17 protein-coding genes are annotated in these 17,737 nt (G+C 54.1%); 11 read left to right on the top strand and 6 right to left on the bottom strand.

Annotation, left to right across the window (positions count from 1 at the left end; genetic code table 11):
• The first annotated feature begins 59 nt into the window (after positions 1-59).
• From phoB to proY, 4 genes are all read left to right on the top strand, one after another.
• The gene (gene phoB / locus ACRCWW_RS15860) at positions 60-749 is read left to right on the top strand and encodes a phosphate response regulator transcription factor PhoB (protein WP_330985328.1); all 690 of its coding nucleotides are present in this window, start codon (positions 60-62) and stop codon (positions 747-749) included.
• Between the two features lie 21 nt (positions 750-770).
• Positions 771-2,066 carry a phosphate regulon sensor histidine kinase PhoR gene (gene phoR, locus ACRCWW_RS15855; protein WP_438683258.1) on the top strand — a complete coding sequence of 432 codons (1,296 nt, stop codon included), beginning with the start codon at positions 771-773 and terminating at the stop codon, positions 2,064-2,066.
• Positions 2,067-2,475: 409 nt separating this feature from the next.
• A complete protein-coding gene (gene brnQ, locus ACRCWW_RS15850; protein WP_438683257.1) occupies positions 2,476-3,795 on the top strand; it encodes a branched-chain amino acid transporter carrier protein BrnQ in 1,320 nt (439 codons plus the stop codon).
• Between the two features lie 76 nt (positions 3,796-3,871).
• On the top strand, positions 3,872-5,245 hold the full coding sequence (proY, locus tag ACRCWW_RS15845; RefSeq protein WP_438683256.1) for a proline-specific permease ProY: 1,374 nt from the start codon (positions 3,872-3,874) through the stop codon (positions 5,243-5,245).
• Positions 5,246-5,287: 42 nt separating this feature from the next.
• Here proY and ACRCWW_RS15840 read toward each other — a convergent pair whose 3' ends face one another.
• From ACRCWW_RS15840 to ACRCWW_RS15830, 3 genes are all read right to left on the bottom strand, one after another.
• A complete protein-coding gene (locus tag ACRCWW_RS15840; RefSeq protein WP_438683255.1) occupies positions 5,288-5,734 on the bottom strand; it encodes a hypothetical protein in 447 nt (148 codons plus the stop codon).
• An 89-nt stretch (positions 5,735-5,823) separates the two neighbouring features.
• Entirely contained in the window at positions 5,824-6,300 is a 477-nt protein-coding gene (locus ACRCWW_RS15835) for a DM13 domain-containing protein (protein ID WP_438683254.1), read from the bottom strand.
• A 77-nt stretch (positions 6,301-6,377) separates the two neighbouring features.
• Positions 6,378-6,650: a DUF1471 domain-containing protein gene (locus ACRCWW_RS15830; RefSeq protein WP_438683253.1), complete on the bottom strand. Its 273-nt coding sequence runs from the start codon at positions 6,648-6,650 to the stop codon at positions 6,378-6,380.
• A 178-nt stretch (positions 6,651-6,828) separates the two neighbouring features.
• Here ACRCWW_RS15830 and ACRCWW_RS15825 point away from each other — a divergent pair, with 178 nt between their 5' ends.
• The gene (locus ACRCWW_RS15825) at positions 6,829-7,404 is read left to right on the top strand and encodes a TetR/AcrR family transcriptional regulator (RefSeq protein ID WP_438683252.1); all 576 of its coding nucleotides are present in this window, start codon (positions 6,829-6,831) and stop codon (positions 7,402-7,404) included.
• Between the two features lie 116 nt (positions 7,405-7,520).
• Positions 7,521-9,341, top strand: a complete 1,821-nt coding sequence (malZ, locus tag ACRCWW_RS15820; protein WP_438683251.1) for a maltodextrin glucosidase — start codon at positions 7,521-7,523, stop codon at positions 9,339-9,341.
• 152 nt (positions 9,342-9,493) lie between these two features.
• On the opposite strand, the gene ACRCWW_RS15815 is transcribed toward malZ, so the two are convergent.
• The gene (locus ACRCWW_RS15815) at positions 9,494-10,396 is read right to left on the bottom strand and encodes a LysR family transcriptional regulator (RefSeq protein ID WP_438683250.1); all 903 of its coding nucleotides are present in this window, start codon (positions 10,394-10,396) and stop codon (positions 9,494-9,496) included.
• A gap of 298 nt (positions 10,397-10,694) precedes the next feature.
• Here ACRCWW_RS15815 and ACRCWW_RS15810 point away from each other — a divergent pair, with 298 nt between their 5' ends.
• The 3 genes from ACRCWW_RS15810 to ACRCWW_RS15800 are packed head-to-tail and all read left to right on the top strand — an operon-like array spanning position 10,695 to position 13,822.
• Entirely contained in the window at positions 10,695-11,336 is a 642-nt protein-coding gene (locus ACRCWW_RS15810) for a hydrolase (RefSeq protein WP_404657861.1), read from the top strand.
• A gap of 51 nt (positions 11,337-11,387) precedes the next feature.
• Positions 11,388-11,933 (top strand): antibiotic biosynthesis monooxygenase, encoded by a 546-nt coding sequence (locus tag ACRCWW_RS15805; protein ID WP_438683249.1) that lies wholly within the window; start codon positions 11,388-11,390, stop codon positions 11,931-11,933.
• A gap of 20 nt (positions 11,934-11,953) precedes the next feature.
• Positions 11,954-13,822, top strand: coding sequence for an amidohydrolase (locus tag ACRCWW_RS15800; RefSeq protein ID WP_438683248.1), 1,869 nt, complete (start codon positions 11,954-11,956; stop codon positions 13,820-13,822).
• 176 nt (positions 13,823-13,998) lie between these two features.
• On the opposite strand, the gene ACRCWW_RS15795 is transcribed toward ACRCWW_RS15800, so the two are convergent.
• Both ACRCWW_RS15795 and acpH read right to left on the bottom strand, forming a co-directional pair.
• Complete coding sequence (locus ACRCWW_RS15795) at positions 13,999-14,601, bottom strand: peroxiredoxin C (protein ID WP_438683247.1); 603 nt, start codon at positions 14,599-14,601, stop codon at positions 13,999-14,001.
• A gap of 169 nt (positions 14,602-14,770) precedes the next feature.
• Positions 14,771-15,352 (bottom strand): ACP phosphodiesterase, encoded by a 582-nt coding sequence (gene acpH, locus ACRCWW_RS15790; RefSeq protein ID WP_438683246.1) that lies wholly within the window; start codon positions 15,350-15,352, stop codon positions 14,771-14,773.
• Positions 15,353-15,445: 93 nt separating this feature from the next.
• Between acpH and queA the strand changes: the two genes are divergently transcribed.
• Positions 15,446-16,516 (top strand): tRNA preQ1(34) S-adenosylmethionine ribosyltransferase-isomerase QueA, encoded by a 1,071-nt coding sequence (gene queA, locus ACRCWW_RS15785; RefSeq protein WP_438683245.1) that lies wholly within the window; start codon positions 15,446-15,448, stop codon positions 16,514-16,516.
• Between the two features lie 53 nt (positions 16,517-16,569).
• Entirely contained in the window at positions 16,570-17,697 is a 1,128-nt protein-coding gene (gene tgt, locus ACRCWW_RS15780; RefSeq protein ID WP_330985316.1) for a tRNA guanosine(34) transglycosylase Tgt, read from the top strand.
• Positions 17,698-17,737 lie beyond the last annotated feature (40 nt).

Below are 17,737 nucleotides of genomic sequence, written 5' to 3'. Positions count from 1 at the left end.
AAAACTGACGCATACTAGCGCCGCATTGCATACATATGACTAATAACACGGGACAAATAATGGCGAGACGTATTCTGGTCGTTGAAGATGAAGCGCCGATCCGCGAGATGGTGTGCTTCGTCCTGGAGCAAAATGGCTTCCAGCCTTTAGAAGCCGAAGATTATGACAGTGCCGTTAACCAGATGAATGAGCCCTGGCCCGATCTGGTTCTGCTGGACTGGATGCTGCCGGGCGGTTCCGGGATCCAGTTTATCAAGCACCTGAAACGCGAAGCGCTGACCCGCGACATTCCGGTCGTGATGCTGACGGCGCGTGGCGAAGAAGAAGACAGGGTTCGCGGTCTGGAAACCGGTGCGGATGATTACATCACTAAGCCTTTCTCACCGAAAGAGCTGGTGGCACGTATTAAAGCGGTCATGCGTCGTATTTCGCCGATGGCCGTGGAAGAAGTTATCGAGATGCAGGGATTAAGCCTCGATCCGTCTTCGCACCGCGTGATGACCGGCGAGAATCCGCTGGACATGGGGCCAACCGAATTTAAACTGCTGCACTTCTTTATGACTCACCCGGAACGGGTTTATAGCCGCGAACAGCTGTTGAACAACGTCTGGGGAACCAACGTTTATGTGGAAGACAGGACGGTCGATGTGCACATTCGCCGCCTGCGTAAAGCGCTGGAACACAGTGGTCACGATCGGATGGTACAAACCGTTCGCGGCACGGGCTATCGTTTCTCTGCCCGTTTCTGACAATTGACTGGAGTGTGACCCGTGCTTGAACGGTTGTCATGGAAAAGGCTGGTTTTCGAGCTGATCCTCTGTTGTATCCCGGCTCTGATCCTCGGGGCTATTTTCGGTTACTTACCCTGGTTTTTACTGGCGGCGGTAACCGGGCTGCTGGTGTGGCATTTCTGGAACCTGCTGCGCCTCTCATGGTGGCTGTGGGTTGACCGCAGCATGACGCCGCCTCCGGGCCGCGGCAGCTGGGAGCCCTTGCTTTACGGGCTTCACCAGATGCAGATGCGTAACAAAAAGCGCCGTCGCGAGCTGGGCAGCCTGATTAAGCGCTTTCGCAGTGGGGCAGAGTCCTTACCCGATGCGGTGGTATTGACCACCGAAGAGGGCGCGATGTTCTGGTGTAATGGCCTGGCGCAGCAAATGCTGAACCTGCGCTGGCCGGACGATAACGGCCAGAACATCCTCAACCTGCTGCGCTACCCCGAATTCTCCCGTTATCTCAAAACCCGCGACTTCAGCAAACCGCTTAATCTGGTGCTCAACACCGGGCGGCATCTGGAAATTCGCGTGATGCCGTATACCGATAAACAGCTGCTACTGGTGGCGCGTGATGTCACCCAAATGCACCAGCTGGAAGGCGCACGGCGCAACTTCTTTGCCAACGTCAGCCATGAGCTACGCACGCCGCTAACGGTGTTGCAGGGGTATCTGGAAATGATGCAGGAGCAAACGCTGGAAGGGGCACCGCGTGAAAAAGCGCTGCACACCATGCGCGAGCAAACGCAGCGAATGGAAGGACTGGTGCGCCAGCTACTGACGCTCTCGCGCATCGAAGCGGCACCGCTGGCGGCGTTAAATGAACGTATCGATGTGCCAATGATGCTGCGAGTGGTGGAGCGTGAAGCGCAAACGCTCAGTCAGAAAAAGCACACGCTGCATTTCGAGATAGATGATTCGCTCACGGTGCTGGGCAGTGAAGAACAGTTACGTAGCGCGATGTCGAACCTTGTTTACAACGCGGTGAATCATACGCCTGAAGGCACGACCATTACGGTGTGCTGGCAGCGGGCGCCGCACGGTGCGTTGTTTAGCGTGGAAGATAATGGTCCGGGCATTGCGCCTGAACACATTCCGCGTCTCACTGAGCGCTTCTACCGTGTCGACAAAGCCCGCTCGCGTCAGACGGGCGGCAGCGGTCTTGGGTTAGCCATCGTTAAGCACGCGGTGAATCACCACGAAAGCCGGCTCGATATCGAGAGCCAGCCGGGCAAAGTGACACGCTTTAGCTTCCTGCTGCCGGAACGTTTGATTGCCAAAAAGATCGCCTGATGTCAGGAGTGGCAGGAAAGATTGACACAAACCGGCGAAAGCCGGTTTTTTCGCTTTCCGGTTAACCAAACGGTGGATAATTATCAAACGTCTGATGCTTTTTTGTTCGCATGATAAGCCATGGGTTTTTCTTATAACTGGTTATTCATGCTGGTATGGGTTTTCATGTTGATATAATCCTCTGGTTTTGCGATCCCATGTTGCTTTAAAACGTTATAAGCGTTTAAATTGCCCACGTTGCAGTCGCAGTCTGACTGCTTTCGCGTGGTAAACCCAATAACAATTCTTTCCACGCGAATATCGGGAGAATATCCCACTAACGATTACGCTCTTGCCGTTGTTCTGTTCCGCAGGGATAAGCGCGACGTTTTCATTTTTCAACACCACATCCACAGGCAGTAAAGAGTTTATGACCCATCAGTTAAAATCACGCGACATCATCGCCCTGGGCTTTATGACCTTTGCGTTGTTCGTTGGCGCCGGCAACATCATCTTCCCTCCAATGGTTGGCTTACAGGCAGGCGAGCACGTCTGGACGGCGGCTATTGGTTTCCTGATAACCGCAGTGGGCCTGCCGGTGTTGACCATTATTGCTCTGGCAAAAGTGGGCGGCGGCGTGGACAGCCTGAGCACACCTATCGGTAAAGTTGCCGGTATTTTGCTGGCAGTCGTCTGCTATCTGGCCGTTGGCCCATTGTTCGCGACGCCGCGTACCGCAACCGTCTCCTTCGAAGTGGGCATTGCGCCGCTGACGGGCGATGGCGCGCTGCCGCTGCTGATTTACAGCGTTATCTATTTCGCGCTGGTGATCCTGGTGTCGCTCTATCCGGGCAAACTGCTGGATACCGTGGGCAACTTCCTGGCGCCACTGAAAATTCTCGCGCTGATTGTGCTGTCTGTTGCCGCTATTTTGTGGCCAGCCGGTTCTATCAGCCATGCGCTGGAAGCCTACCAGACCGCACCTTTCTCTAACGGTTTTGTGAACGGTTATCTGACTATGGATACGCTGGGCGCAATGGTCTTCGGTATCGTTATCGTTAACGCCGCGCGTTCTCGCGGCGTGACTGAAGCGCGTTTGCTGACCCGTTATACCGTTTGGGCGGGTCTGATGGCAGGCGTTGGCCTGACGCTGCTGTATCTGGCGCTGTTCCGTTTGGGCTCTGACAGTGCTTCACTGGTGGATCAAAATGCTAACGGTGCAGCCATCCTGCATGCTTATGTACAGCACACCTTTGGTGGCGCAGGCAGCTTCCTGCTGGCCGCCCTGATCTTCATCGCCTGTATGGTGACCGCCGTTGGCCTGACCACCGCCTGTGCCGAGTTCTTCTCTCAGTACCTTCCGCTCTCTTACCGTTCGCTGGTCTTTATCCTCGGTTTGTTCTCGATGGTGGTGTCGAATCTGGGTCTGAGCCACCTGATTCAGGTGTCCATTCCGGTGCTGACCGCGATTTATCCGCCATGTATCGCACTCGTGGTATTAAGTTTTACCCGCGGTTGGTGGCATAATTCGACCCGCGTGATTGCCCCGGCGATGTTTATCAGCCTGGTGTTCGGTCTGCTGGACGGCATTAAAGCCTCTGCATTTGCGGAAATCCTTCCGGCATGGACCTCGCATCTGCCTTTGGCGGAGCAGGGCCTGGCCTGGCTGATGCCGACCATCGTAGCCACCGTGCTGGCCATTGGCTGGGATCGCGCAGCAGGCCGTCAGGTGACTTCAAGCGCGCATTAATTAGCGTTCCGGAAGTAAAATTAACCACGGGGCTACAGGCTCCGTGGTTTTGTTTTTTGGTAAGGCAGTGGAATTCATGGAAACAGAGAACAAACTAAAACGCGGGCTAAGTACCCGTCACATTCGCTTTATGGCGCTCGGCTCGGCCATCGGTACCGGTCTTTTTTATGGCTCGGCAGACGCCATCAAAATGGCCGGTCCCAGCGTGTTGCTGGCCTATCTCATCGGCGGTGTCGCCGCTTACATTATCATGCGTGCGCTCGGTGAAATGTCCGTGCACAACCCGTCTGCCAGCTCCTTCTCCCGCTATGCGCAGGATAACTTAGGTCCTCTCGCGGGCTACATCACCGGCTGGACGTACTGCTTTGAAATCCTGATCGTGGCGATTGCCGACGTGACCGCCTTTGGTATCTACATGGGCGTCTGGTTCCCGGCGGTGCCGCACTGGATATGGGTGCTGAGCGTGGTGCTCATCATTTGCTCGATCAACCTGATGAGCGTCAAAGTGTTCGGTGAACTGGAGTTCTGGTTCTCCTTCTTCAAGGTCGCCACCATCATTGTGATGATAGCGGCAGGCTTCGGCATCATCATTTGGGGTATCGGCAACGGCGGCCAGCCAACCGGCATTCACAACCTGTGGAGTAACGGCGGCTTCTTCAGCAACGGTTGGCTCGGGATGGTGATGTCGTTGCAGATGGTGATGTTTGCCTACGGCGGCATTGAAATCATCGGCATCACCGCCGGGGAAGCAAAAGACCCGGAGAAATCCATTCCGCGTGCGATTAACTCCGTGCCAATGCGTATTCTGGTGTTCTATGTGGGCACGCTGTTCGTCATCATGTCGATTTACCCGTGGAACCAGGTCGGCACCAACGGCAGCCCGTTCGTACTGACGTTCCAGCATCTGGGCATCACCTTCGCCGCCAGCATCCTCAACTTTGTGGTGCTGACAGCCTCGCTTTCGGCGATTAACTCCGACGTCTTTGGCGTAGGACGCATGCTGCACGGCATGGCCGAGCAGGGCAGTGCGCCAAAAATCTTCGCCAAAACCTCACGTCGCGGTGTGCCGTGGGTGACGGTTGCGGTCATGACTGTCGCGTTGCTGCTGGCGGTGTACCTGAACTACATCATGCCGGAAAACGTGTTCCTGGTGATTGCTTCGCTGGCGACTTTCGCGACCGTATGGGTGTGGATCATGATTTTGTTATCACAAGTTGCCTTCCGTCGCCGTCTGCCGCCGGAAGAAGTCAACGCATTGAAATTTAAAGTGCCTGGCGGGGTCTTCACTACGATTGTGGGCCTGCTGTTCCTGGTGTTTATCATCGTGCTGATTGGCTGGCACCCGGATACCCGCATTTCGCTGTATGTCGGCTTTGCGTGGATTGCGCTGCTGCTGGTTGGCTGGCAGTTTAAAGTGCGCCGCGATAAGCAGCGAGCGTTGGCTCAGTAATTCCTCAGACCCGGCCGCGCGCCGGGTTTTTTGTAATTGCAGTCATTCGATAATCACCAGTCGCTGTTGGAAAAACACGCGGAAGTCGAAATACACAATGGCCGCCGCTGCGCTTGCCAGCAATATTTCTTTCAGCGCAAGGCCGATGACACTCTCGCTCATTGCTGCGGGAAGCAGATTTAGCGTTATCAACGCCGATGCAATCGCGGCCAGACCACCGGTTATTCCAAGTACAGGAAACACGATTCCCCCCAACAGCGCGACGGAGATAGCCGCCTGAACAACAGCCAGAAAGTAGCTGGTGCCATCCTGACCCAACCACCTCGGCAAAAAAGAGAGCCAGGTTTCATGGGTAAGTGTATCCACCAGATGCATTTCAGGCGCAAACCATTTCAGGTTGCCGTAAATAAAGAACAGCAAAACAACGGTCACTCTAACCAGATTCATTTCATGGCGATACAGAACAGAAGAAGGCTTATTGAGTTTCATCGCATTTCTCCTTAAGGAGTGAACGGGTGTTAATAAGGTGAACACCCACCACTTATGGTCAGGATAAGTGTATTTCGCTTTGAACTTGTTTATTTAAATGAGGCCGAAGAAATAAACTGTTCAAATTTCTCACACCAGATTTGTACGGTGGTGTACTCATCGATATTGACACCATTTGGCAGGCTCTTTTTGAAATTACCGAAGTTTTTAAGGTCGCCAATATAAAGTGAGTCTTCTTTGATTTTCATGAAGGATTCACGATCGTTGGCCTGGGTTTTGGTTAAGTAAATTTTGTAATCCGGTCCGGGCGCAACGCTGCCTTCAAAAGCTATCTCTTTATCATTCACGTACAGCTTGCCTTCTGCCCAGTGCACAGCATTGCTGCCTTTCTGGTTCTTATCAAAGACACCGTTATAGCGTGCATTGTCTTTAACGGTTTGAATCTCTTCCGTGGTGGAGTTTTTTTCCGCGGTCAGGACCGGTAAGATATATATACCTGCGCCGAAACCAATACCAAACAGTGCGAGGTGAGAGGCGATAAGTGCAATTTTCAGTGACTTTTTCATAATGTATTTCCTGGTAAAAAGTACTGCGGTCTGTGTGGCCACTCATTTTTAATTATCAACAAATGAGTTGTCCCTAATTACGCTTTGGCATCGGCATTGTTATAAAGCGTTGCCGTGGCATAACCGAGCTGATTGGTATTCAGATGGGTGATCCGAAAATAATCAGCCCCGGCATTCTGTGCTTTTGCCGCAAGTTGATGCGTTAACTCATCAAGGGTGCCGGAAGAGGCGGTGATGCTCCCGACTCGCAACAGTTCACATTGGTGCGCCTGAGTAATTTCTGTGGTGTTTTGTGCAAAAGCAGGGATTGCGCTGACTGCCAGGATTGAAGCGATAATGATCTTTTTCATGATGTTATCCTTAGGTGATGTTTTTTAGCGTTCGCTAAAATATATAGCCCGACTGAATCAAGAGTGCAAATATTTTTTTAGCGATTACTCAAAAATAAGGTAAAATACGCTATCCGAAAATAGTAGAACGTAAGGTAACGTCATGATAAAAGGCAAGAAAACTGGGCGGCCAAAGCTCATGTCGGAAGATAAGTTAGTCGAGACACTTTTTCAGGTCTTTGCTTCACAAGGCTATGCGTCGACCTCCATCGCGGATTTGACTCAGGCAACAGGCATGAAACCCGCCTCTTTGTATCTGGCTTTTGGCAACAAAGAAGGGATGTACGCTGCTGCCCTGGCCTACTATCGCCAGACGTGGTTGCGAGGGCTTCAGCAAACTCTCGATAATAAAACGTTGAGCTTTCAACAACGTATTGCCGCTTTTTTGACAGCAGCATTTACCTTGTTTAGCTGTAGCGATAAACCTTTGGGTTGCATGATGACTTTCTCCGCATTGGCGTTTCAGACCGGCGAAGGGGAATTGGCCAACCAATTGCGGGATGAACGCGCGGCGTTTGTTCAGTGGCTGGAAGAAGAAGCCCGTCTGGCACAGAAAGTCGGGGAGTTGCCTGGTCACATGACTCCCGCCACGTTAGCCTGCTTTATCGTTACGCTCGAGCGTGGCCTGGCGTTGGGGGCACTCGATAAGCCCGATCCGCAGGTTGTCTTTAGCATGCTTGAAAGTGCCATTGCATTACTGTTTGTCGAGAAGTAAAAGTCATTATCGATGGAGTCTCCTCCCCCTCGCTCCTCCCCCAAATCGCGGCATAATGATGAGTCATACGTAGCCAGTCTGTGGCAAGGTGAACGCAATTTGGACAAAGGGGAAAGATGATGTTGAAGGCATGGCATCTGCCTGTGGCACCGTTCACTAAACAGCAGCAGGACCGGCTGGCCATCACGCTTTGGCTGAGCGGTGAAACACCACCGCTGCGCGTGACGTTACGGGCAGAAGAAGACAACGAAGAGATCTCGCTGCCGATGCACCGCTTGCGCAGTGAACCGCAACCGGGCGTGACGGCCTGGCGGGCGGAGATCCCGTTGAATAATGGACAGCCGCGTCGTCGTTACAGTTTCAAACTGCTGTGGGAAAATCGCCAGCGCTGGTTTACCCCGCAAGGGTTTAGCCGTTTCCCGCCAGCACGCCTTGAACAGTTTGCGGTAGACGTGCCGGATATCGGCCCGCAGTGGGTGGCCGATCAGGTGTTCTATCAAATCTTCCCCGATCGTTTTGCCCGAACTGAGCCCCGTTCAGCGGAGCAGGACAACGTCTATTATCATCACGCTGCCGGCCGTGACATCGTGCTGCGTGAGTGGGACGAACCGCTGACTGCCGAAGCGGGCGGCTCCACCTTTTACGGCGGTGATCTGGACGGGATCAGCGAAAAGCTGCCGTACCTGAAAAAGCTCGGCGTCACCGCGCTGTATCTTAACCCCGTTTTTGTCGCGCCGAGCGTGCACAAATACGACACTGAAGATTACCGCCATGTCGATCCGCAGTTTGGCGGCGATCAGGCCTTATTAAGGTTGCGCCACAACACCCGTTGTGAGGGCATGAAGCTGATCCTCGACGGCGTGTTTAACCACAGTGGAGACTCACACGGCTGGTTTGACAGACATAACCGCGGCACCGATGGCGCATGCCACAATCCTTCATCGCACTGGCGCGACTGGTACAGCTTCTCTGAGGAAGGTAAAGCGCTGGACTGGCTGGGTTATGCCAGCCTGCCGAAGCTCGATTTCAGCTCTGAAACGCTGATCAACGAAATCTATCGCGGTGAAGACAGCATCGTGCGCCACTGGCTAAAAACGCCGTGGAGCATGGACGGCTGGCGGCTCGACGTGGTGCATATGCTCGGCGAAGCGGGCGGGGCGCGGAACAATCTTCAGCACATCTCAGGGATCACCAAAGCGGCCAAAGAAACGCAGCCGGAAGCCTACATTCTGGGTGAACATTTTGGCGATGCGCGGCAGTGGCTGCAGGCTGATGCTGAGGACGCGGCGATGAACTATCGCGGGTTTACCTTCCCGCTATGGGGATTTCTGGCGAACACCGATATTTCCTACGATCCGCAACTGATCGATGCCCAGACCTGCATGGTGTGGATGGACAACTACCGCGCTGGCCTGTCGCATCAGCAGCAGCTGCGAATGTTTAATCAGCTTGATAGCCACGATACTGCGCGTTTTAAATCGCTACTTGGCAAAGATGTGGCGCGTTTGCCGCTGGCGGTGGTGTGGTTGTTTACCTGGCCTGGCGTGCCGTGTATCTACTACGGCGATGAAGTAGGGCTGGATGGCAACAACGATCCGTTCTGCCGCAAGCCCTTCCCGTGGCAGAAAGAAAAACAGGATCTGACGCTGTTTTCCCTGTATCAGCGAATGGCAAAGCTTCGTCAACGCTCTCAGGCCTTGCGCCACGGTGGCTGTCAGGTGATTTATGCGGAAGATAACGTGGTGGTCTTTGTGCGTGTGTTGAAGCAACAGCGGGTACTGGTGGCGATAAATCGCGGTGAGCCGTGTGAAGTGGTGCTCGACGCTTCGCCGCTGCTGGTGGTCAAAGAGTGGCTGCTGAAAGAGGGCAAAGGCACGTTGGCCGATGATGTCTTAACGCTGCCCGCTATTTCTGCTTCGGTGTGGCTCGGGCATTAAATTGCCCGGCGGCGAGGTAAGTAGCAAAATCCTCTCTTGAGAGGATTTTTAGGGTTTGCCCCCCTCGCCCTGTGGGAGAGGGGCCGGGGGAGAGGGCATCAGACAGCATAAACAGCTGACTGGTTTAAAGCACAGCGCCACCCGGCGTATCTTCAATGGTACAAATGCTCCAGTACGCCATCGCTCAACAACGCTTCCCGCCACCAGCGCTGCGCCAGCCCGTCACTGTGGTTGCGCCAGGCCATATAGGCCACGTCTTTTTCACGAAATGACACCACTTCTTTTTCCAGCAGCTCGCCATTTTCCAGCCACGGACGTGCAATGTGGCGTGGCAGAAAACCGCAGCCCATTCCCGCGCGTAACAGCGTCAGCTTAGTGTGAAAATCATCGACACGGATTTGCGGCTGTTCGTCCATGAGATTGCTGTTGATCGGCTGACAGCTGCGCGCGCTGTCGCTGATGACCACGGCCCGATGCAGACAAAGCTGATCGTTGGAAAGAGGCGTTTGGGTCTGCGCCAAAGGGTGAGAAGGGGCAACCACAAACACATTGTCCAGCGTGCCGAGCATTTTGTACGACCACGCGCCGGACGTTGGCGGCTCGTTGATCGCTCCTAAAATCATATCCGCGCCGTGGTGGGTTAATTCTTCCCATGAACCGGCCAGCGTGTGATGGGTAAAGTTCAGCCGCGTTTGTTTATTCAGGGCATGGAACTCATCAATCAACGGTAAAAGTGCGGCAAAGGGGAAAGAGTCATCCAGCGCAATCGACAGCTCTTTTTCCCAGCCGGACTGCACCTGTACTGCCTGTTTTTCCAGGTCTTTCGCGGCGTTCAGCAGCAGTCGCCCTTTTTCCAGCATCATTCGGCCAGTATCGGTAAATTTTGCGCGATGGCCGGAGCGATCCAGCAGGGTAATGTCCAGATCGCTTTCCAGCTTCTGGATCATGTAGCTGAGTGCCGCAGGCGTTTTAAACAGTGATTCAGCGGCAGTGGCAAAAGAGCCGTGTTTATCGAGGGCATCGAGAATAAGCAACACTTCAAGATTTAAGCGCATGGCGGAAAAAGTCGGTAATCGGAGAATAAGTAAAGTCTTACTGAAGCGCTTATTCAATGCCAGTGAATAATTTAGAACGCGGGCGCGTAATTTTTTGACTAAGCCTGATAATAGTTTTCACAGGGTATGAATTTTTCAGAATATATTCTCTAAGCAGCTGGTCATAAAACAGAAAAATTTCTTTAATAACTCGTTAGAAATTTCCGCCTATACTCACTTTGCCTTATCAGTCAGGATCCAACTGTTTACAACAGTCTTAGACCGTTGCCTTTCAACTTATTGATTACGAAGGTGTGTTATGTCTATTCGGGAACTGATCGACCCGCAGAATTCTGCGCTTATTTTTATCGACCACCAGCCGCAAATGTCTTTTGGTGTGGCAAATATTGACCGTCAGACGCTGAAAAATAATACTGTGGCGCTCGCCAAAGCCGGGAAGATATTCAATGTGCCGGTGATTTATACCTCTGTCGAAACCAAAAGTTTTAGCGGCTATATCTGGCCGGAATTACTGGCTGTGCACCCTGACGTCAAACCGATTGAACGGACATCGATGAACTCCTGGGAAGACAAGGCGTTTGTCGAGGCGGTCAAAGCGACCGGGCGAAAAAAACTCATTATCTCTGCGCTGTGGACTGAAGTGTGCCTGACTTTCCCGGCGCTGATGGCGCTGGACGAAGGCTTTGAAGTTTACGTGGTGACCGATACGTCCGGTGGCACGTCTGTTGACGCTCACGAACGAGCAATCGACCGCATGGTGCAAGCTGGCGCGGTGCCTGTGACCTGGCAGCAGGTGCTGCTTGAGTATCAGCGGGACTGGTCACGCAAAGGTACCTACGACGCAGTCATGGATCTGGTGCGCGAACACAGTGGCGCTTACGGCATGGGCGTCGATTACGCCTACACTTTGGTTCACGGTGCGCCTGAACGTAAAGCGTAACGCGGTGGCGGGCGTTCGCCCGCCTGTTTGCGACAGCCGGGGATCTTTGCCATGACGCAAAAAAAACATGTGACTCTGGTTATCACCCATGCTTTGCGGCCTGAAGACAGCGGGGAATACGAAGCGTGGCTGTGCAGGATAATGCCGGTCGCGGCGGAATTTCCCGGCCATCTTGGCGCCAACGTTATTCGCCCCACGGACGGGCAGGGCATGTGGAACATCATCATTCGCTTCGACACGCTCGAACATCTCTACGCCTGGACGCAATCTGAAACCCGCAAGCAGCTGGTGGATGAGATCACGCCGCTGCTGACCGAAGGCGATCATACCGAAGTCAAAACTGAGGCGGCTTTCTGGTTTACCCCGCCTGCGCCGCATGTGCGTCAACCCAGGCGCTGGAAACAGTTCCTCATCACGCTGCTGGTGATTTTCCCGAGCACCAACCTGGTGCCGGCTATTACCGGCCTGCTGTTTCCTGGCCTGAAAGGCACCTTGCTGCTGCATCTGATTAACGATGCCTGCGTGGTGGCGCTGGTTGTCTGGCTGTGGATGCCCATCGTTACCCGAATTTTCGCCGGCTGGCTGAAAAAAGCCTGAGCCGGTTTGAGGAGTCTGAAATGTCTCAACAAGCCACATTGATCCTGACCCATGGCGAAATCCATACCCTGGATCGGGAAAACCCTCTCGCGCAAGCGGTCGCGATTGCCAACGGCAAAATCCTCGCGACCGGGAGCCACGATCAAATCATGAGCTATGCCACTGACGGCACGCAGATTGTCGATCTTAAAGGGCACACGGTGATCCCGGGCCTGAATGACTCGCACCTGCACCTGATTCGTGGTGGGCTGAATTACAACCTTGAACTGCGCTGGGAAGGTGTGCCTTCGCTCGCGGATGCGCTGCGAATGCTGAAAGATCAGGCCGATCGCACGCCGTCACCGCAGTGGGTACGCGTGGTGGGCGGCTGGAGTGAATTCCAGTTTGCCGAGCGCCGGATGCCGACGATTGAAGAGCTGAATGAAGCTGCACCGGACACGCCTGTGTTTGTGCTGCACCTTTATGACCGTGCGCTGCTGAACCGTGCGGCGCTGAAAGCGGTGGGGTACACCAAAGAAACGCCTGATCCTGCGGGCGGTGAAATTGTGCGTGACAGCAACGGTAATCCGACAGGCATGCTGGTGGCGAAACCCAACGCCATGATCCTCTATTCCACCCTGGCGAAAGGGCCCAAACTGCCGCTGGAGATGCAGGTGAACTCCACGCGTCAGTTTATGCGCGAGTTGAATCGCCTGGGCTTAACCAGCGCCATCGATGCGGGCGGCGGCTTCCAGAACTACCCGGAAGATTACGAAATCATCGAGCAGCTCCACGCCAAAGATCAGATGACCGTACGTATCGCCTACAACCTGTTTACCCAGCGTCCGAAACAAGAACTGGAAGATTTCGAGCGCTGGACCGACATGCTTAAACCCGGTCAGGGCACGGATTTTTATCGCGCGAATGGGGCAGGGGAGATGCTGGTCTTTTCCGCGGCGGATTTCGAAGATTTCCTTCAGCCGCGTCCTGATTTGCCACAGGGTATGGAAGATGAACTGGAGCGCGTGGTACGCCATCTGGTGGAACACCGCTGGCCGTTCCGCCTGCACGCCACTTATGACGAATCCATCAGCCGGATGCTGGATGTGTTCGAGAAGGTGAATCGCGATATTCCGTTCAATGGCCTGCACTGGTTCTTTGACCATGCGGAAACCATCACCGAACGCAATATTGAACGCGTTAAAGCGCTGGGCGGCGGGATTGCGGTGCAGCACCGCATGGCATTCCAGGGCGAATATTTTGTCGACAGATACGGCAAAGAGGCCGTGAAACACACCCCGCCAGTGGCGAAAATGCTGGAGCTGGATGTGCCGGTTGGTTTGGGCACCGATGCGACCCGCGTGGCGAGCTACAACCCGTGGACGGCGCTTTACTGGCTGGTGTCCGGGCGTACTGTCGGCGGTCTGTCGATGTACGACGATAACAACCGCCTGCCGCGTGATGTGGCACTGGAACTGTGGACAGCAGGCAGTGCGTGGTTCTCCAGCGAACAGGGCAAAAAAGGCCGTATTGTTGCCGATCAGCTTGCGGATTTGGTGGTGCTGTCGAAGGACTACTTCCGCGTGCCGGAAGAGGAAATCAAAGGGATTGAGTCGGTATTAACCATCGTAGATGGCAAAGTAGTGTACGCCGCCGGGCATTTCACGCCGCTTGCGCCGCCAGCCATTCCGGTGGTGCCAGACTGGTCGCCCGTGGTGAAAGTACCAGGCCATTATCGGTCTGCGCCGCCAGCGATGGGGAAAGTGGGCGCAGTCGTACAGATGCACCAGTGTATCGGCAGCTGCGGTGTGCACGGGCATTCCCATGATATCGCAAGGAAGTCAGGCATTCCGGTGTCGGATGACCAGGCGTTTTGGGGCGTGCTGGGGTGCTCTTGCTTCGCTTTTTGATCAATGAGTTGTCTGATCCCCCTCTCCCCGGCCCCTCTCCCGCGGGGAGAGGGAGAAAACAGCGCCGAACAGTTCCCTCTCCCCGCGGGAGAGGGTTAGGGAGAGGGGCGTGTGCCGATCTCAACCCACAAAAAAGGCCCGCATTCGCGAGCCTTTCATCCATCAATCAGCGCAGATTACAGGCCGTTGACGTTCTCAGTCAGGTATTTAGCTACGCCTGCTGGGGAAGCGGCCATACCTTCTTTGCCTTTTTCCCACTGAGCCGGGCACACTTCGCCGTGCTCTTCGTGGAACTGCAGCGCGTCAACCATACGCAGCATTTCGTCGATGTTACGGCCCAGTGGCAGGTCGTTCACCACCTGGTGACGGACGATGCCGTTAGCGTCGATCAGGAAAGAACCACGCAGAGCAACGCCCGCGTCCGGATGTTCGATGCCGTAAGCCTGCTGGATTTCACGTTTGATGTCCGCAACCATCGCGTATTTCACTGCACCGATGCCGCCTTTGTCGACAGGGGTGTTGCGCCATGCGTTATGGACAAACTCAGAGTCAAAAGAAACGCCAACCACTTCAACGCCACGCTTCTGGAATTCTTCGTAACGCTTGTCGAACGCGATCAGCTCAGATGGGCAGACGAAGGTGAAGTCCATTGGCCAGAAGAACAGGACGGTCGCTTTGCCAGCGGTGTGCTGTTTGAAGTTGAAGTTATCAACGATTTCGCCGTTACCCAGTACAGCAGCGGCAGTAAAGTCAGGAGCAGGACGAGTTACCAGAACCATGAGGTTCTCCTCTAGATTTATAAGGTTAATGGAACGCAACGCGGGCCAGTATAGGGAGAGGTAACAGGTGATACAAAGAGGCGTTGGCAATCGTTGAGACAGGTTTTACCTATCAATTGTTATATTTCCAACTGTTTCAGCATAATCGTTTTGTGATGAAGCGCAAGTTTTAAAGTGCTCGCGCCTGTGCCTGCGCCATCATGCGCGGGTAAAACGTCCAGAAGGTTTCTTCCAACTGTTCGTAATTCGTGTCCAAATCCTGCCAGGAATCGCGTAAGGCATCGAGGCGCGGACGACGGCTCGCCATCCCGTTCAGCACTCGCTGGATAAAATCCATTTCCCGGTAGCGCTCAAGCCAGCGCTCAGACCACAGATACTCGTTCAGATTGATGAAACGCTCAGGTGACTCGGGCAGGATTTCAGTAATCTGAGCATGGGCGTAGTGCACAAAATCAGGCAGCGACAGCTCTGGAGAAAGCTGAGACCAGTGGCGTGAAAGAAAATGATCCCACATCACGTCCAGCGTAATGGGCGCGACGCGGCGGGTCTCCGGACGGAACCAGTCACGGGCGGCTTTCACTTCCGGCAAATTATCCGTCAGCACGTCTATCCGACGGTGCATGTAGATCCCGCTCACGACCTCCGGGGAATACAGCTCATCCGGATTGCCGCGCACGAAATCGGCCAGTAAATTGCCCGATAAAGAGCTGTCGGCAAGATGCGCTAAATGCAGATGAGCGAGAAAGTTCATTTGTAGGCTTTCCTTATTTAAAGGCTTACAGGTTGCAGCAAAAGCAGCCTGCCACTAGACTACCCGCCTCTTTATTATGTCTGAGTTACCGTCATGCGCGTCGCTGATTTTTCTTTTGAACTGCCCGAATCCCTGATTGCCCACTATCCACAGCCGGAGCGCAGTAGCTGCCGATTGTTATCCTTAGACGGGCCAACGGGCGCGCTGACGCACGGTACTTTCACCGATCTGCTCGACAAGCTCAACCCTGGCGACCTGCTGGTCTTTAACAATACCCGGGTGATCCCGGCGCGTCTGTTTGGCCGCAAAGCCAGCGGCGGCAAGATTGAAGTGCTGGTGGAGCGCATGCTCGACGATAAACGTATTCTGGCACATATTCGCGCGTCCAAAGCGCCGAAGCCGGGTGCGGAGCTGCTGCTGGGTGAGGATGAAAGCATTCATGCCACGATGTTGGCGCGTCACGATGCGCTGTTTGAAGTTGAGTTTAATGACCAACGCCCGGTGCTGGATATCCTCAACGCCATCGGCCACATGCCGCTGCCGCCGTATATCGACAGGCCGGATGAAGACGCTGACCGCGAGCTGTATCAGACCGTCTACAGCCAAAAACCTGGCGCTGTTGCTGCGCCAACCGCTGGCCTGCATTTTGATGAGCCGCTGCTGGCGAAACTGCGTGAGAAAGGCATTGAGATGGCGTTCGTCACGCTGCACGTGGGCGCGGGAACCTTCCAGCCGGTGCGCGTAGACAGCATCGAAGATCACATCATGCACTCTGAATATGCCGAAGTGCCGCAGGATGTTGTTGATGCGGTATTGGCGGCAAAAGCGCGCGGAAGCAGAGTTGTCGCAGTAGGTACGACCTCCGTTCGTTCACTGGAAAGCGCGGCGCAGGCAGCGAAAACTGACCTGATCGAACCTTTCTTCGGCGACACGCAGATCTTTATCTACCCAGGCTATCAGTACAAAGTCATCGACGCGCTGGTGACCAACTTCCACCTGCCAGAGTCGACGCTGATCATGCTGGTGTCTGCCTTTGCGGGTTATCAGCACACCATGAACGCTTACAAGTCTGCGGTAGAACAAAAATATCGCTTTTTTAGCTACGGGGATGCCATGTACATCACGTACAATCCGTCCGCTATTCAAGAACGCGTTGGGGACTGATTCCGCGGCGCTGGGTTAATACGTCAGACTGTCTTTCTGACGCTGGAGTAAAAATGAAATTTGAACTGGATACCACAGACGGTCGCGCACGCCGCGGTCGCCTGGTCTTTGATCGTGGCGTAGTTGAAACGCCAGCGTTTATGCCCGTTGGCACTTACGGCACCGTAAAAGGGATGACGCCGGAAGAAGTTGAAGCCACTGGCGCACAGATTATTCTCGGCAACACTTTCCACCTGTGGCTGCGTCCTGGCCAGGAAATCATGAAGCTGCATGGCGATTTGCATGATTTCATGCAGTGGAAAGGGCCGATCCTGACCGATTCCGGCGGCTTCCAGGTCTTCAGCCTGGGCGATATCCGCAAAATCACCGAGGCGGGCGTGCATTTCCGCAACCCGATCAACGGCGATCCGATTTTCCTCGATCCTGAAAAATCCATGGAGATTCAGTACGATCTCGGTTCCGACATCGTGATGATCTTCGACGAATGTACGCCGTACCCGGCGGACTGGGATTACGCTAAGCGCTCGATGGAAATGTCCCTGCGTTGGGCAAAACGCAGCCGCGATCGTTTTGACTCCCTGCAAAACAAAAATGCGCTGTTCGGCATTATTCAGGGCAGCGTTTACGAAGATTTACGCGATATCTCCGTCAAAGGTCTGGTGGAGATTGGCTTTGATGGCTACGCTGTCGGCGGTCTGGCTGTCGGGGAGCCAAAGGAAGACATGCATCGCATTCTGGAACATGTTTGTCCGCAAATCCCGGCAGACAAACCACGCTACCTGATGGGAGTGGGCAAACCGGAAGATCTGGTGGAAGGTGTGCGTCGCGGTATCGACATGTTCGACTGCGTCATGCCAACGCGTAACGCCCGTAACGGACACCTGTTTGTCACCGACGGCGTGGTAAAAATCCGTAACGCGAAACATAAGAGCGACACCAGCCCACTCGACGCTGAGTGCGATTGCTACACCTGTCGTCATTATTCACGCGCTTATTTGCATCATCTTGACCGTTGCAATGAAATTCTGGGCGCGCGTCTCAACACCATCCATAATCTTCGCTACTATCAGCGCTTAATGGCGGGTTTACGCAAGGCTATCGAAGAGGGTAAATTAGAGAGCTTTGTGACGGAGTTTTACCAACGTCAGGGTCGGGATGTCCCACCGTTGAACGTTGATTAATTTTAATAATGAGGGAAATTCAATGAGCTTTTTTATTTCT

Source organism: Scandinavium sp., from assembly GCF_051650185.1.
Taxonomy (GTDB): Bacteria; Pseudomonadota; Gammaproteobacteria; order Enterobacterales; family Enterobacteriaceae; genus Scandinavium.
The sequence above is the reverse complement of the archived record's forward strand: the minus strand, read 5'-3'. Positions and strand labels throughout refer to the sequence as shown.

Excerpts from the sequence above, each read along its gene's own strand:
- phoB (WP_330985328.1), top strand. The coding sequence starts at position 60 with ATGGCGAGACGTATTCTGGTCGTTGAAGATGAAGCGCCGATCCGCGAG.
- brnQ (WP_438683257.1), top strand. The coding sequence starts at position 2,476 with ATGACCCATCAGTTAAAATCACGCGACATCATCGCCCTGGGCTTTATG.
- proY (WP_438683256.1), top strand. The coding sequence starts at position 3,872 with ATGGAAACAGAGAACAAACTAAAACGCGGGCTAAGTACCCGTCACATT.
- ACRCWW_RS15840 (WP_438683255.1), bottom strand. The coding sequence starts at position 5,734 with ATGAAACTCAATAAGCCTTCTTCTGTTCTGTATCGCCATGAAATGAAT.
- ACRCWW_RS15835 (WP_438683254.1), bottom strand. The coding sequence starts at position 6,300 with ATGAAAAAGTCACTGAAAATTGCACTTATCGCCTCTCACCTCGCACTG.
- ACRCWW_RS15830 (WP_438683253.1), bottom strand. The coding sequence starts at position 6,650 with ATGAAAAAGATCATTATCGCTTCAATCCTGGCAGTCAGCGCAATCCCT.
- ACRCWW_RS15825 (WP_438683252.1), top strand. The coding sequence starts at position 6,829 with ATGTCGGAAGATAAGTTAGTCGAGACACTTTTTCAGGTCTTTGCTTCA.
- malZ (WP_438683251.1), top strand. The coding sequence starts at position 7,521 with ATGATGTTGAAGGCATGGCATCTGCCTGTGGCACCGTTCACTAAACAG.
- ACRCWW_RS15815 (WP_438683250.1), bottom strand. The coding sequence starts at position 10,396 with ATGCGCTTAAATCTTGAAGTGTTGCTTATTCTCGATGCCCTCGATAAA.
- ACRCWW_RS15810 (WP_404657861.1), top strand. The coding sequence starts at position 10,695 with ATGTCTATTCGGGAACTGATCGACCCGCAGAATTCTGCGCTTATTTTT.
- ACRCWW_RS15805 (WP_438683249.1), top strand. The coding sequence starts at position 11,388 with ATGACGCAAAAAAAACATGTGACTCTGGTTATCACCCATGCTTTGCGG.
- ACRCWW_RS15800 (WP_438683248.1), top strand. The coding sequence starts at position 11,954 with ATGTCTCAACAAGCCACATTGATCCTGACCCATGGCGAAATCCATACC.
- ACRCWW_RS15795 (WP_438683247.1), bottom strand. The coding sequence starts at position 14,601 with ATGGTTCTGGTAACTCGTCCTGCTCCTGACTTTACTGCCGCTGCTGTA.
- acpH (WP_438683246.1), bottom strand. The coding sequence starts at position 15,352 with ATGAACTTTCTCGCTCATCTGCATTTAGCGCATCTTGCCGACAGCTCT.
- queA (WP_438683245.1), top strand. The coding sequence starts at position 15,446 with ATGCGCGTCGCTGATTTTTCTTTTGAACTGCCCGAATCCCTGATTGCC.
- tgt (WP_330985316.1), top strand. The coding sequence starts at position 16,570 with ATGAAATTTGAACTGGATACCACAGACGGTCGCGCACGCCGCGGTCGC.